At 71.5% G+C, this 12,965-nt stretch carries 15 protein-coding genes and 1 riboswitch; of the genes, 7 read left to right on the top strand and 8 right to left on the bottom strand.

What is annotated here, in order from left to right; translation table 11 throughout:
• Window positions 1–23: 23 nt before the first annotated feature.
• Window positions 24–175, top strand: a riboswitch (cobalamin riboswitch).
• A gap of 36 nt (window positions 176–211) precedes the next feature.
• Window positions 212–3,838: a cobaltochelatase subunit CobN gene (gene cobN / locus ACFWWQ_RS27570; protein ID WP_384601554.1), complete on the top strand. Its 3,627-nt coding sequence runs from the start codon at window positions 212–214 to the stop codon at window positions 3,836–3,838.
• Window positions 3,839–4,241: 403 nt separating this feature from the next.
• The gene (locus ACFWWQ_RS27575; protein ID WP_384601556.1) at window positions 4,242–4,727 is read left to right on the top strand and encodes a hypothetical protein; all 486 of its coding nucleotides are present in this window, start codon (window positions 4,242–4,244) and stop codon (window positions 4,725–4,727) included.
• Between the two features lie 4 nt (window positions 4,728–4,731).
• Here ACFWWQ_RS27575 and ACFWWQ_RS27580 read toward each other — a convergent pair whose 3' ends face one another.
• The 5 genes from ACFWWQ_RS27580 to ACFWWQ_RS27600 all read right to left on the bottom strand — a co-directional run bounded on the left by ACFWWQ_RS27580 (window position 4,732) and on the right by ACFWWQ_RS27600 (window position 7,061).
• Window positions 4,732–5,058: a helix-turn-helix domain-containing protein gene (locus tag ACFWWQ_RS27580; RefSeq protein ID WP_384601559.1), complete on the bottom strand. Its 327-nt coding sequence runs from the start codon at window positions 5,056–5,058 to the stop codon at window positions 4,732–4,734.
• 23 nt (window positions 5,059–5,081) lie between these two features.
• On the bottom strand, window positions 5,082–5,594 hold the full coding sequence (locus ACFWWQ_RS27585; protein WP_384601561.1) for a DUF6879 family protein: 513 nt from the start codon (window positions 5,592–5,594) through the stop codon (window positions 5,082–5,084).
• On the bottom strand, window positions 5,572–5,799 hold the full coding sequence (locus ACFWWQ_RS27590) for a hypothetical protein (protein ID WP_384601595.1): 228 nt from the start codon (window positions 5,797–5,799) through the stop codon (window positions 5,572–5,574). The genes ACFWWQ_RS27585 and ACFWWQ_RS27590 overlap by 23 nt, the downstream gene beginning before the upstream one ends.
• Window positions 5,800–5,985: 186 nt before the next feature.
• Window positions 5,986–6,180, bottom strand: coding sequence for a DUF397 domain-containing protein (locus ACFWWQ_RS27595; protein ID WP_384601564.1), 195 nt, complete (start codon window positions 6,178–6,180; stop codon window positions 5,986–5,988).
• The gene (locus ACFWWQ_RS27600) at window positions 6,177–7,061 is read right to left on the bottom strand and encodes a helix-turn-helix domain-containing protein (protein WP_384601568.1); all 885 of its coding nucleotides are present in this window, start codon (window positions 7,059–7,061) and stop codon (window positions 6,177–6,179) included. The genes ACFWWQ_RS27595 and ACFWWQ_RS27600 overlap by 4 nt, the downstream gene beginning before the upstream one ends.
• Window positions 7,062–7,266: 205 nt before the next feature.
• Between ACFWWQ_RS27600 and ACFWWQ_RS27605 the strand changes: the two genes are divergently transcribed.
• From ACFWWQ_RS27605 to ACFWWQ_RS27615, 3 genes are all read left to right on the top strand, one after another.
• Window positions 7,267–7,725: an ATP-binding protein gene (locus tag ACFWWQ_RS27605; protein WP_384601572.1), complete on the top strand. Its 459-nt coding sequence runs from the start codon at window positions 7,267–7,269 to the stop codon at window positions 7,723–7,725.
• An 80-nt stretch (window positions 7,726–7,805) separates the two neighbouring features.
• Complete coding sequence (locus ACFWWQ_RS27610; protein ID WP_384601574.1) at window positions 7,806–8,093, top strand: hypothetical protein; 288 nt, start codon at window positions 7,806–7,808, stop codon at window positions 8,091–8,093.
• A complete protein-coding gene (locus ACFWWQ_RS27615; protein WP_384601577.1) occupies window positions 8,090–8,509 on the top strand; it encodes a hypothetical protein in 420 nt (139 codons plus the stop codon). Before ACFWWQ_RS27610 ends, ACFWWQ_RS27615 begins: the two co-directional genes overlap by 4 nt.
• Window positions 8,510–8,579: 70 nt before the next feature.
• Here ACFWWQ_RS27615 and ACFWWQ_RS27620 read toward each other — a convergent pair whose 3' ends face one another.
• Both ACFWWQ_RS27620 and ACFWWQ_RS27625 read right to left on the bottom strand, forming a co-directional pair.
• Window positions 8,580–9,386, bottom strand: a complete 807-nt coding sequence (locus ACFWWQ_RS27620) for a phosphotransferase family protein (RefSeq protein ID WP_384601579.1) — start codon at window positions 9,384–9,386, stop codon at window positions 8,580–8,582.
• A gap of 447 nt (window positions 9,387–9,833) precedes the next feature.
• Window positions 9,834–10,292: an Lrp/AsnC family transcriptional regulator gene (locus tag ACFWWQ_RS27625; RefSeq protein WP_384601582.1), complete on the bottom strand. Its 459-nt coding sequence runs from the start codon at window positions 10,290–10,292 to the stop codon at window positions 9,834–9,836.
• A 140-nt stretch (window positions 10,293–10,432) separates the two neighbouring features.
• Here ACFWWQ_RS27625 and ACFWWQ_RS27630 point away from each other — a divergent pair, with 140 nt between their 5' ends.
• Both ACFWWQ_RS27630 and ACFWWQ_RS27635 read left to right on the top strand, forming a co-directional pair.
• Window positions 10,433–11,131: an AzlC family ABC transporter permease gene (locus ACFWWQ_RS27630; RefSeq protein ID WP_384601598.1), complete on the top strand. Its 699-nt coding sequence runs from the start codon at window positions 10,433–10,435 to the stop codon at window positions 11,129–11,131.
• A complete protein-coding gene (locus tag ACFWWQ_RS27635) occupies window positions 11,124–11,453 on the top strand; it encodes a branched-chain amino acid transporter permease (protein ID WP_384601585.1) in 330 nt (109 codons plus the stop codon). The genes ACFWWQ_RS27630 and ACFWWQ_RS27635 overlap by 8 nt, the downstream gene beginning before the upstream one ends.
• Window positions 11,454–11,571: 118 nt before the next feature.
• Here the strand turns inward: ACFWWQ_RS27635 and ACFWWQ_RS27640 are convergent.
• A partial coding sequence (locus ACFWWQ_RS27640) for an LCP family protein (protein WP_384601588.1) occupies window positions 11,572–12,965 on the bottom strand: 1,394 nt, incomplete at its 5' end.

Here is a 12,965-nt window from a genome sequence, read left to right on the forward strand (position 1 = left end):
CCCTCCCCTGCCAGCGCATCAGCCCTTACCATTCACTCCGGTGGGTCGTCCGGCCCGCCGACGCCGGAGACGGCGACATGGGAGGAAGCCCGGTGAGAGTCCGGCGCGGTCCCGCCACTGTGAGCCCGGCACCTGCCGGGTGAGTCAGGAACTCCCGCCGTCCAACGAACCACCCGGGGCGCGGATACCCCGAGGAAGGCTCTGCGCTCGCATGCTTCTGCTGCTGTCGACCTCCGACACCGATCTCCTCAGCGCCCGAGCCGCCGGCGGCCCCGTGCCGTTCCGGCTCGCCAACCCGGCCCGGCTCGACCTCGCCGAACTCCCCGCGCTGCTCGACGGCGTCGACCTCGTCGTGGTCCGCCTCCTCGGCGGCATCCGCGCCTGGGAGGAGGGGCTGGACCTCCTCCTCGCCGAGGACCAGCACCGCCCCGTCGTCGTCCTCACCGGCGAACAAGCCCCGGACGCCCAGCTGATGGAGGCGTCCACCGTCCCGGTCGGCACCGCCGCCGAGGCGCACGCCTACCTTGCGCACGGCGGGCCCGAGAACCTCGGCCGCCTCGCCCGTTTCCTCTCCGACACCGTCCTGCTGACCGGCCACGGCTTCGCACCGCCGCAGCCCGCGCCGACCTGGGGCGAGCTGGAGCGGCCCACGGCCCGTAAGGACATCGACGGCCCGCTCATCCCGGTGCTCTACTACCGCGCCCACCACATGAGCGGCAACACCGGCTTCGTCGACGCGCTGTGCACCAAGATCGAGGAGGCCGGGGGCCGCCCGCTGCCGCTCTTCGTCGCCTCGCTGCGGGCGCCCGAGCCGGAGCTGATCGACGCGCTGCGCCCGGCCGACGCCATCGTCACCACCGTCCTCGCCGCGGGCGGCACCAAGCCGGCCGAGGCGTCCGCCGGTGGCGACGACGAGTCCTGGGACGCGGGCGCGCTCGCCGCCCTGGACGTGCCGATCCTTCAGGCACTCTGCCTGACAGGTAACCGCGCCGCCTGGGAGGAGAACGACGAGGGCCTCTCCCCGCTGGACGCCGCCACCCAGATCGCCGTCCCCGAGTTCGACGGCCGCCTGATCACCGTCCCGTTCTCCTTCAAGGAGATCGACGAGGACGGCCTGCCGACGTACGCCGCCGACCCCGAGCGCGCCGCCCGCGTCGCCGGGATCGCCGTCCGCCACGCCCGCCTGCGCCACATCCCGGCCCAGGACAAGAAGCTGGCGCTGGTCCTCTCCGCGTACCCCACCAAGCACTCCCGCATCGGCAACGCCGTCGGCCTCGACACCCCCGCCTCCGCCGTCGCCCTCCTGCGCCGCCTGCGCGACGAGGGTTACGACTTCGGCGACGAGGAGGTCCCGGGTCTGGCTTCCGGTGACGGCGACGAGCTGATCTACGCCCTCATCGACGCGGGCGGCCACGACCAGGAGTGGCTGACGGAGGAACAGCTCGCCCGTAACCCCGTCCGCATCCCCGCCGCCGACTACAAGCGCTGGTACGCCACGCTCCCGCAGGAGCTGCGCAACACCGTCGAGGCGCACTGGGGCCCGCCGCCCGGCGAGATGTTCCTCGACCGCAGCCACGCGGACAAGCCGGGCCGCGACCCGGAGGGCGACATCGTCCTCGCCGCCCTGCGCCGCGGCAATCTGCTGATCCTCATCCAGCCGCCGCGCGGCTTCGGCGAGAACCCGATCGCGATCTACCACGACCCCGATCTGCCGCCGTCCCACCACTACCTGGCCGCCTACCGCTGGATCGCCGCCTCCGCCGACGACGGCGGGTTCGGCGCCGACGCCATGATCCACCTCGGTAAGCACGGCAACCTGGAGTGGCTGCCCGGCAAGAACGCGGGCCTCTCCGCCGCCTGCGGCCCCGACGCCGCCCTCGGTGATCTCCCCCTCATCTACCCGTTCCTCGTCAACGACCCCGGCGAGGGCACCCAGGCCAAGCGCCGCGTCCACGCCACCCTCGTCGACCACCTCGTCCCGCCGATGGCGCGCGCCGACTCGTACGGCGACATCGCCCGCCTGGAACAACTCCTCGACGAATACGCGCAGATCAGCGCCATGGACCCGGCGAAGCTCCCGGCGATCCGCGCCCAGATCTGGACCCTCATCCAGGCCGCCAGGCTCGACCACGACCTGGGCCTTGCGGACCGCCCCGACGACGACGGCTTCGACGACTTCCTGCTGCACGTCGACGGCTGGCTCTGCGAGGTCAAGGACGCCCAGATCCGCGACGGTCTGCACGTCCTGGGCGCCGCCCCGGCCGGCGAGGCCCGCGTCAACCTCGTCCTCGCGATCCTCCGCGCCCGGCAGATCTGGGGCGGTACGTCCGCGCTGCCCGGCCTGCGGGAGGCGCTGGGCCTGGATGAGTCCGCCGCGACCCGCACCACGGCCGACGCGGCGGAGGAGCGCGCCCGGGAGCTGGTCCAGGCGATGGAGGAAGCGGACTGGGCGCCGTCCGCCGTCGCCGAGGTGGCCGCCGGGCAGCCGGAACAGGTCGCCGCGATCCTCGACTTCGCCGCCCGCGAGGTCGTCCCCCGCCTGGCCGGGACCACCGCCGAGATCGACCACTCCGTGCACGCCCTGAACGGCGGCTTCGTCCCTGCGGGCCCGTCCGGCTCCCCGCTCCGCGGCCTCGTCAACGTCCTGCCGACCGGCCGCAACTTCTACTCCGTCGACCCCAAGGCCGTCCCGTCCCGCCTCGCCTGGGAGACCGGCCAGGCGCTCGCCGACTCCCTCCTGGAGCGCTACCGCTCCGACAACGGCGAATGGCCCACCTCCGTCGGCCTCTCCCTCTGGGGCACCAGCGCCATGCGCACCTCCGGGGACGACGTCGCCGAGGCCCTCGCGCTGCTCGGCGTCCGCCCCGTCTGGGACGACGCCTCCCGCCGCGTCACCGGCCTAGAGCCGATCGCCCCGGAGGAGCTGGGCCGCCCCCGCATCGACGTCACCCTCCGCATCTCCGGCTTCTTCCGCGACGCGTTCCCGCACGTCATCGGCCTGCTGGACGACGCGGTACGGCTCGCCGCCGGGCTGGACGAGCCCGCGTCCGACAACTACATCCGCGCCCACGCCCAGGCCGACCTCGCCGCCCACGGCGACGAACGCCGCGCCACCACCCGCATCTTCGGCTCCCGCCCCGGTACGTACGGCGCGGGCCTGCTCCAGCTCATCGACTCCCGCGACTGGCGCACCGACGCCGACCTCGCCGAGGTCTACACCGTCTGGGGCGGCTACGCGTACGGCCGCGGCCTGGAGGGCCGCCCGGCCCGCGACGAGATGGAGACCGCGTACAAGCGCATCGCCGTCGCCGCGAAGAACACCGACACCCGCGAACACGACATCGCCGACTCCGACGACTACTTCCAGTACCACGGCGGCATGGTCGCCACCGTCAAGGCACTCAAGGGCACGGCCCCCGAGGCGTACATCGGCGACTCCACCCGCCCCGAGACGGTCCGCACCCGCTCCCTCGTCGAGGAGACGTCCCGCGTCTTCCGCGCCCGGGTCGTCAACCCCCGCTGGATCGAGGCGATGCGCCGCCACGGCTACAAGGGCGCCTTCGAACTGGCCGCCACCGTCGACTACCTCTTCGGCTACGACGCGACCACCGGCGTCGTCGCCGACTGGATGTACGACAAGCTCGCCCAGACCTACGTCCTCGACCCCGAAAACCGCGCCTTCCTCCAGGAAGCCAACCCCTGGGCCCTCCACGGCATCGCCGAACGCCTCCTGGAGGCCGAGTCCCGCGGCATGTGGGAAAAGCCGGACGCGGAGACGCTGGCCGCGCTGCGCGAGGCGTTCCTGGAGACGGAGGGGGAGTTGGAGGGGGAGGAGTGAGCCTCCGGTCCACTGAGCCTCCGGTCCACTGAGCCTCCGGTCTGACCGGGACGGCTGGTTGGGGGGAGAGAGCTTTCAGGGAGGCTTCCTGTGGGTTTCGCGGTGACGGCCCGCTCCGGACCATGCGTAGGCGTGGATCGGAGCGGGCCGCACTGCCCGCGGGAGAGGTGAGGCGGGAATCCGCACAAGCGGGATGCGCCAGGCCCGGAGGGGCTGCTACGACGGTTCCCGCACCCGGACCCTCGTCTGCCGCCCCCGCCTGCGGCTGAGCACGGTCCCGTCACCCACTTCTCACCCATCCCAAGGACTCACCGTGCAGGTTCCCCCGCCGGCAACGCACACACCAGCCGCACCAGGAGCTCCCCGCCGAAGGTTCGCCTCGCTGAACCGGATGCTCGCGTGTGTGGTGATCTCCGCCGGCTTCGGGATGACGGCTCTCGGGCTGGTGAGCGTTGCCGCGTCGCTCGGGTACGCGGGGATGCCGGGCACCTTGACCGTCGAGGAGTGCCGGGATGTGGGGCGGGACGACGGCCAGAAGAAGTGTTTCGGACCGGTGCACGCCACGGACGGAACGCTTCTGGACGAGGTGAGCTCCCTGGACGACGAGTACCGGGCCGGCGACCGTGTGGCGGTTCGCCGTGTCGCTGCGCTCTCGGTGGCCGAGGGACGCCAACACATCGGTATGCCAGGGCTGGCCGCCGGTATGGGGCTGCTGGTGGCCGGTTACTCGGTTCCCTACCTCACCACCGGCACCTTTCCGTGGCGGGGCACCCCACGGCTGGGGGCTGCACCGTGCACGCCTGGTCCCCGCGCACGTCTCACCCGCAACGTCATCTGCGCAATTGGCGCCTGCATCGCCGGAGTGTGCGCGATTGTTTCTCTGGTCTGACCCCTCACGGCTGGTACGCAACCGCGTGTGCGGGGCGGGCCTTCACATGCCGCGTCCCTGCCCCGGACAGGCCGGAGCAGGGACGCTTCCCTCGCCGGAGCCGACGAGGCAGGGACGCTTCCCTCGCCGGAGCCGACGAGGCAGGGCTAGTGATCGTCGCCGCCGGCGGCCTGGTCCCGCTTTCGATCTTCGAGCACTTGGATTCGTGCCAGCCTGCGCGCGCGGCCAGCGCCCGCGCAGTGATCCCCGATTCTTTCCGGATATCGCGCAGACGCCGGCCGAAGGAAATCCGAGCCTCCTTGACGGCGGAGGAGGAAGGCGGATGGGACACAGTTCCTCACATCGTCCCCGCCGTCACACCAACCGATACAGGTCGTGTGGCACAACTCGCTCCCAGACGCTTTCGAATGCCGTGGCGAGGAAGGACACGAGGCGCGGATCCTCGGTGTATTCGTGCTCCAGCGAATCACCGTCACCGTCGAAGTGGTTGACGAGCGCCGCCTTGCCGTCGAAGACCCAGTAGTCGTTGCCGGGTAGCGCCAGATCCGTCGCCTGCCGCCGCGGCAGCCAGCCGACGTCCTCTCCCGCGGCGAGATTGAGCCCGTCCGTGACCGCGTGCTCGAAGCGGATGTAGTCCGAAACGGGCTCCGAGACGATACGGGCGCGCCGCACCGACACTCCTCTCTCCGTCGCCGCGCCAACGGTGTCGAGCCAGCTCCGCCAGCACACGGCGGGGTCGATGGCTTGCCCGTTCGTCCAGCTGATGAAGGCGGGATCCGACCGCATGTAGCCGTCCCGCATCTCCAGATGGACCGCCGAGCGCCGACAGCCCCGGAACAGTTCCTCAAACGTGGGGGTCTTCCGCACCCTTCACCTCCAGAAAGAACTGCACCATGTGCCGGGGGATCTCGACGACCGTCTCATGGCCGGGGATGTCCATCACGGACAGGCGCTGGCCGTCCTCGACCCTGAACCCTTGGACCAGGTAGGTGTCCTTCACGTCGTCGAGGTAGATCGTGGGCGATCCACCACTGGGACTCTCGGGGTCCTTACCGAGCTTGCGCAGCGCCATGGCGTCCTCCTTGCTGAGAGCAGACGATGTCCACACTCGAACGTGCCGTGTCCGGTGCCCTCGGAACAGCTACTTGCCCGAACTTGCCCGCTGAGGCCCGGGGCTCATTCCAGCGAAGGAGCCCCGGGCCTCCGAGACGGCCAGGGGCCTCCGAGACGGCCAGGGGCTCCGGGGCGAGCGGGATGCTCAGCAGTTCGCGTCGCCTTCGGCCTTGAGGGTCCGTACGAACGAGTCCCAGGCGGCTCCGTCGAAGGTGAGCCGGGGGCCGGTGGGGCGCTTGCTGTCGCGTACGGCCGTGGTTCCGGGGACGTTGCGGGCGACCTCCACACACTCCCCCTGGGAACCGCTGTAGCTGGACTTGTGGAACTCGAATGCGGTCACCGGTACTCCTTGATCAAGCTGACCAGTCGGGCGCGAGTGTCGTCGGGGGACAGCGCTTGTCTGCGCACGCTATCGAACAGCCCGCGATGCCTGTTCGCGTCTTCCTCACGCTCCAGCCACAACCGGGAGCCCGCGGTTTCTACGTGGACGACGTCCAGCGCGGCGGGTTCCTCGAAGCCCACGATGACGAAAGGGCCGGTCATCGACGCATGCGCCGCTGCCTCGAACGGCCACACCTGAAGCTTGATGTTCGGCATGTCCGAAGCCTCGAGGAGGCGCTCCAGTTGTTTCCTCATGACCGCAGGGCCGCCGACCTGCTGGCGCAGGACACCCTCGGAGAGAACGGCCCACAGCTCCAGGTCCTGGCTGCCCGTGAGTCGGGCCTGCCTGCTGATTCGTGCTGCTACGAACTGGTCGACTTCGTCAGGGTCCTCCCACACGTCGTCGGCCACCACGACTGCCCTGGCGTATTCGGGCGTTTGCAGGAGGCCGGGGACGAGCTGGTTCTGGAACGTGCGGATCCGGGAAGCTCCGGCTTCGAGCTGGATGTACTCCAGCAGATCGCCGAGGTCGGTGTACTCCTCCCACCAGCCCTTTGCCCTGCGGCGTTCGCGGTCCGCCTTGGCAAGCGCCAGCAGCCGATCGCGAGCGGGCCCGGGACGCTCCAGGCCGTACAAGTCGCACAGTGCGTGAAGGTCCGGATCACGTACGGGCACGACGCCGCGCTCTATCTTGACGACCTTCGTTTGTGTGGCGGTCAGATGCTGTGCGGCCTGTGGCTGAGTCAGTCCCTGGGCAACACGGAGCTTCAGCAGCTCTCCACCCAGCTTCCTGCCCAAAACCGTGGATTTCCGCGCGGCGCCTGTCTGTTGACTCGTCACTTCTGACCTTCCTTGAGCACGGTGCACAGTCTGCGGTGAGGCGACTTCAGCGTGCAACATGGTTGGGCCTGTCACTCACAGGAATTAATTCCCCAGCCTTGGTTGCGTCAGAGAATGTCGTGCTGTCACGGTAGGTGTCACCTTGTTCACGCTCTGCGGTAGGGGGCGTGGCGGGTCTCCTTGTCGTGCTCTCAAGGGAACTCCCATGCCCGCACCTGCCAACCCCGTAGCTACCCAACTCCCGTTTCTCCTCTGCCGGTTGCCCTTGGAGCCGCGCAGCGTCGGGCGGGCCCGGGAGGCGCTGCGGCGGCGGTTGCGGGCATGGGGGATCGGCCGGGACGCGGCCGGGGTGGCCGAGCTGCTGGTGTCCGAGCTGGTGACCAACGCGGTGAAGGCGCGGGCGCCCGCGATGTCGGTGGTGGGGGTTCGGTGCGGGGTGGCGGGGGGCGGCCGGTTGCGGCTGGAGGTGCAGGACGGGAGCGAGGAGCGGCCCGTGATCAAGGAGCTGGCCGAGGAGGATGCGGAATGTGGGCGTGGCTTGATGCTGGTGGACGCGTTGGCCGACGGCTGGGGCGTCGACCGGCACGTCATCGGGAAGACGGTGTGGGCGGAGATGGCCGTCCCGCGTGCGGAGATGCCGGGGCCGTCGCTCCGGGCCCTCTGAAACGGCCGGAACTCGTCGCCTACCGGGTGCGGGCCACGGCCCGGCGCCCGGACGTCGGGGAGATTCCGCTCGGCGGATGGGTGTCGAACTCCCCAGGCGGCGCGATCGCCTGGATGCGGCGGCGGGCGGTACAGGTTGCGCAGCAGGTGGGCGCGCCGTACGACGGGGCGTTACGGGAGTGGCTGACGGACCCCGTCGAGCAGGACGCGGCACGGGACGCCTTGACGGCCGGGGTCGCCGTCACCGTACGGGCCGTGGACGCGCACGGGTGCGTCTACACGGTCGCCGCCTGTCCGGAGCGGCCCGCTGCCGGGGACCGGCTCCGCGTGCGGCGGAGGCAGGGGGCGGTGGCGTGGAGCGGCGTGTGACGGAGCGGGGACTCGTCACGTCCGGTTACTGGTGTGAGCGGTACGTGTACCGCTCGCGGGAGTTCGAGGCCGTCGCCTCGTGGGCGTCCGCCGCGGTACGAAGCCCCGCCACGGCTGTCTGCCATATCGCCGACGATGCGCGGCGGCTGAGCGAGGGCTGCCTGCCGTGGGAACGGGACCGCGTTCGGCGCGTGGTGGACGGGCCGGAGGCAACCGAGGCGGCGCTCGCGCTGCGCCTCGGCGCGGCGTGCGGGCTGACGCTCGACTGCGGCACGACGTGGGTGGAGTGGATGGTGCAGCCGGTGCGGCTCCTGCGACTGGCGAGCCGGACGGGGCCGTCGTGCGCGGGGCCGGTCGGTTTGTGGGAGGGGTTCGGGGCGCCGTTGGTCGGGGTGGATGTGGGTGGGGGACGGTAGGCGGGTTCAGGGAGGCTTCCTGATAGCTGCCCGGCCACGGCGCGAACGGCGGGTTCAGGGACCCTCCCTGTCAGTTATCTCGTCGCAGTGCCGCCCACGCCGCCGCCCCGTCGCGCAGGCTCCAGGTGATCGGGTTCGGGTACTCCGTTGCCATCGTGTGCCAGTAGCCGGAGAGGGCGGTGGCGAAGAGGTCGAGGGAGCGCTTGGGGGCGGTGGACCAGGACGGGACTTTGGCGGCCCACTGTTCGGCCTGGTGGGCGGGGTGGCCGGAGTGGATGAGCCAGACGATCCAGCAGGCCGGGTCGATCCAGGCGGCGCCGCGGGTGGCGTAGGCCCAGTCGACGAGGCGGGCCGGGGCGGCGCCGTCGATCAGGACGTTGGCGGGGTTGAGGTCGGTGTGCAGCAGCGCCGGGCCGGCGAAGGCGGCGCCGTCGGCGGGGTTGTCGAGGTGGTGGGCCCAGCGGTCCACCGCGTTCTCGGTCCGTACATCCGGGCAGCGGAGGTCGCCGAGGGTGGCGAGGGCGTCGACGAGGAGCGGCAGGTCGGCGGAGTCCGGGCCGTAGTCGGCGCCGCGGCCGGTGAGGTGTTCGAAGCCGAGGAGATCCCAGTCGCCCGCGCTGATCCGCCAGCGCACGGCGGGGGCGAGCGGGGCGGCGTGGGACGCGATGTCCGCCTCGCGCTGCTGATTCCAGGCGAAGGCGTAGTCATGGCGGAGGCCCTTGACGAAGACGCGGCCGCTTTCGGTGTCCAGCGTGGTGGCGAGTTGGCTGACGTATCCGTCGGCGATGTCGTCGGCGCGGTGGACGGCGCCGGTCTGCGCGCGGACCGCCGCGTGAACGTCGGCGGGGAGGGAGTTCCAGGTCTGTTGGACGGGCATGGCGGGAGAGTGTAGGCCCCGACACCTCTCCCTTACGGGTAGCCAGTCCCCCGTAAGGGACGAAGCCAGTCCCCGTAAGGGATAAGGGAGTTGGGTCTCAGGGACGCGCGGCGCGGCGCGGTGCGCTGGAGGGTGTGCGGTGTGTCAGGGGGCGTGCGGCGTCACGTGGTGCGCCGGAGGGCGTACGGCGTGGCGGGGGCGCGCCGGGCGGTCACCGCACCTCGTGGACCGTGCGCCGGTACGTCGAGCGGCGGTCGTCGATGGCCTCCCAGCCCTCGCCGTAGACGCCCTGGAGGCGCCCCCACTCGCGTCGTCGCCGCCCCGGTGCGGGCCGCCGTAAGGCCGGGCGGGACCCCGCCGACGCAGCCTAGGGGAGCAATCACCGGAAACGGCGCGCGGTCACCGTGAGCCACCCCCCTTACGGGTGCGGCGTGTTGGCGGCGCCCCCTACGGGCTGGTCTTGATCGTCTTCATCGTCAGGTGCGATTCGAGGCGGCGGACGGTGGGCAGGCCGCTGAGGCGGCCGGTGAGGAAGGCTTCGTAGGCGGCGTGGTCGGCGACGGCGACGCGGATGAAGTAGTCGGGGCGGCCGTACATGCGGCGGAACTCCACGACCTCCTCGAAGGAGGCCACGATGGACTCGAACTCCTCGAAGCTCTTGCGGTCCTGCGCGTAGATCTCGACGTCGATCAGGACCTCCAGCCCGCGCCCCACGGCCTCCGGGTCGATGACGGCGCGGTACCCGGCGATGACGCCGGACTCCTCCAGACGCTTGACCCGGCGCAGGCACGGCGGCGCGGTCAGGCCGACCCGCTTGGCCAGCTCGACGTTGGTCAGCCGCCCGTCCTGGCGCAGGTGAAAGATAATTTCCCGGTCGATCGAGTCAAGTGGCGTTTCCTTACCCATATCGCGAGTTTACGAGGCTGATCGGTAATCATATGAGGCGCCCATTTTCCTAAAATTGCGCCATGGAAATACGTCCCGCCGCCGTTGCCGAGGGGCCGCCTCGGCCCGCGCCCGTACCGCCGTCCCCGATGCCGTCGCCGATGCCGTCGGCGATACCGTCCCCGGCGCGCGCGGCGTTCAAGGACTCGGCGGGCGCGGGCCTGGGATTCATCCCGCTCGGCCTCGCCTTCGGGGCGCTCGTGACGCAGTCGGGGCTGGGCTGGTGGTGGGCGGGGCTGTCCGCGGTGGTCGCCTTCGGCGGCTCGTTCGAGTTCCTGCTCATCGGCCTGGTCACCGCCTGCACCCCGCTGGCGGCCATCGCGGTCTCCGCGTTCATGGTGAACGTCCGGCACGTCTTCTACGCGCTCTCCTTCCCGCTGCACCGCGTGACCGGCCGCCTCGGCAAGACCTACAGCACCTTCGCCCTGTGCGACGAGGCGTACGCGCTGACCACCGGGGAACAGGCCCGCGCCTGGCCCGGCCGGCGCATCCTGTGGCTCCAGCTCTACCTGCACCTGTACTGGGCGGGCAGCGCGGTGGCCGGGGCCCTGCTCGGCTCCCTCATCCCGGAGGGCGTCACCGGACTGGACTTCGCCCTCACCGCGATGTTCACCGTCCTTGCCCTGGACGCGGTCCGGGACCTGCGCGGCGACCTGCCCACGCCCGTGCTCGCCCTGCTCAGCGCGGTGGCCGCCCGGCTCCTCTTCCCGGACGAGATGCTGCCGGCCGCGTTCGCCCTGTTCACCGCCGCCCTCCTGGCCCGTCACGTCACCACCGGCAGGAAGCCGAGCCATGCCTGATACGCGCTACGCCGTCGCCGCCGTCCTCGTCGCCGCGGCCGTCACCTGGGGCCTGCGGGCCCTGCCCTTCGCCGTCCTCACCCCGCTGCGCGCCAGTGGCACCGTCCGGTACCTCAGCACCCGTATGCCCGCCGGGGTCATGGTGATCCTCCTCGCCTACTGCCTGCGCGACGTGCCCGTCACCCACGCGCGTGCCCTCGCCCCGCTGGCCGCGCTGGCCGTCACCGTCGGCCTGCACCTGTGGCGCCGCAACGCGCTGCTGAGCATCCTCGGCGGCACCGCCGTCCATACGCTCCTGGCCAGCTTGGTCTTCGCCCCCTGAGGCCCGGCCGGGCGGCCCGCCCCGTACGGGTCGGTCCGTACGGTCAGTCCCGTACGGGAATCCGGGCGGCCCGCCCCGTACGGGTGCAGGCGCCGCCCCGGCCCGTACGGGTTCCGCCTCACCCGTCCCAGTCGGCAGGGAAGTCCGGGCCGACCGTCAACGTGACCTCACCCGGCACCGCCTCCGCCGCTTCCCGGGGCGTGAGGTCACCGGGAAGCCGCGCGGCCAGGACCCCGGCCCGGTCGCGCAGGCCCGACGGGTGGTCGATGGCCGTGGGGCCCGTGGTGGGGGCGTTGCCGGTGGTGGTGACGGTGAAGCCGAGGGCGCGCAGGGTGGCGGCGGCGGTGGCGGCGCGGCCGGGGGTGCCGGTGCCGTTGAGGACGCGGACGCGGACGGAGGCGGCGGTGACGGGGTGGGCGGCGGACGCGGTCAGTTTCCGCTTGGCGGCGGCGTCGATCTCCCGGTCGTGTGCGAGGTCGCGGAAGACGTCACCGGCCTGCGGGTATTGCCAGACGACGTTGGCGCGGTCGGTGGGGACGTCCGCCTCGCGCGGATAGTTCGGCACGGTGAGGAACGTGAGCCGGTCGGCGGGGACGTCCTTGAGGGTGGCGGCGAGGTCGTAGAGCGGTCTGATCCCGGCCAGGTCGCGGTCGGTGGTGAGGGACTTGGTGGCGGAGTCGAGGAAGCCGTAGAGGGCACCGGGGCTGGTCAGCTGGGAGCGGGCCTTGGTGCCGAGCGCCTTCAGGAACTCCTGCTGGCGGCCGATGCGGCCGAGGTCGGAGCCATCGCCGATGCTGTAACGGGTGCGGACGTAGCCGAGTGCCTGCTCGTCGCGAACGTTCTGGCAGCCTGCCTGAAGGTTGAGGTGGGCCTTGACGTCGTGAATGGCGTGCTCGGGGCAGACCTCTATGCCGCCCAGGGCGTTGACCATGCCCTTGAAGCCCTGGAAGTCGAGGGACGCGAAGTGGTCGATGCGCAGCCCGGTGGCGGTCTCGACCGTCTTGATCGTGCAGCTGGCGGCCTTGCCGATGTCGCCGGTGTTCCCGCCGAGCGAGAACGCTTCGTTGATTTTGAAGTGGTGGGGTGCGGACCGGCTGCCGTCGCCGCGTACGCAGGAGGGGATGCGTACCCAGGAGTCGCGCGGGAAGGACAGCGCGGTCGCCCAGTGCCGGTCGGCGGAGAGGTGCAGCACCATCAGGGTGTCCGACTGCATGCTGGTCAGGCCCTTGCCGTACCGGGCGTTCGCGCCCGCGCGGCTGTCCGAGCCGACGACGAGGATGTTCTTGGAGCCGGGGCTGAGGTCGGCGGGCCGGTCGCCGAGCCCGTGGTCGATGTCGGCGCCGCGGATGTTGGCGTCGAGGTGCTGGTAGACCCAGGCGCCCGCACCGGTGGTGCCCAGCAGCACCGCGGCGAGGGCGGCACCGGCCCAGGCGACGACGCGGCCGCGGCGGGTCATCCGGAGCTTCCCGGCCGGCGCGGCCGGGCGGCCCGGCACCCGGCCCGGGGCGCCCG

This window comes from Streptomyces sp. NPDC059080, assembly GCF_042739975.1.
Classification (GTDB): Bacteria; Actinomycetota; Actinomycetes; order Streptomycetales; family Streptomycetaceae; genus Streptomyces; species Streptomyces benahoarensis.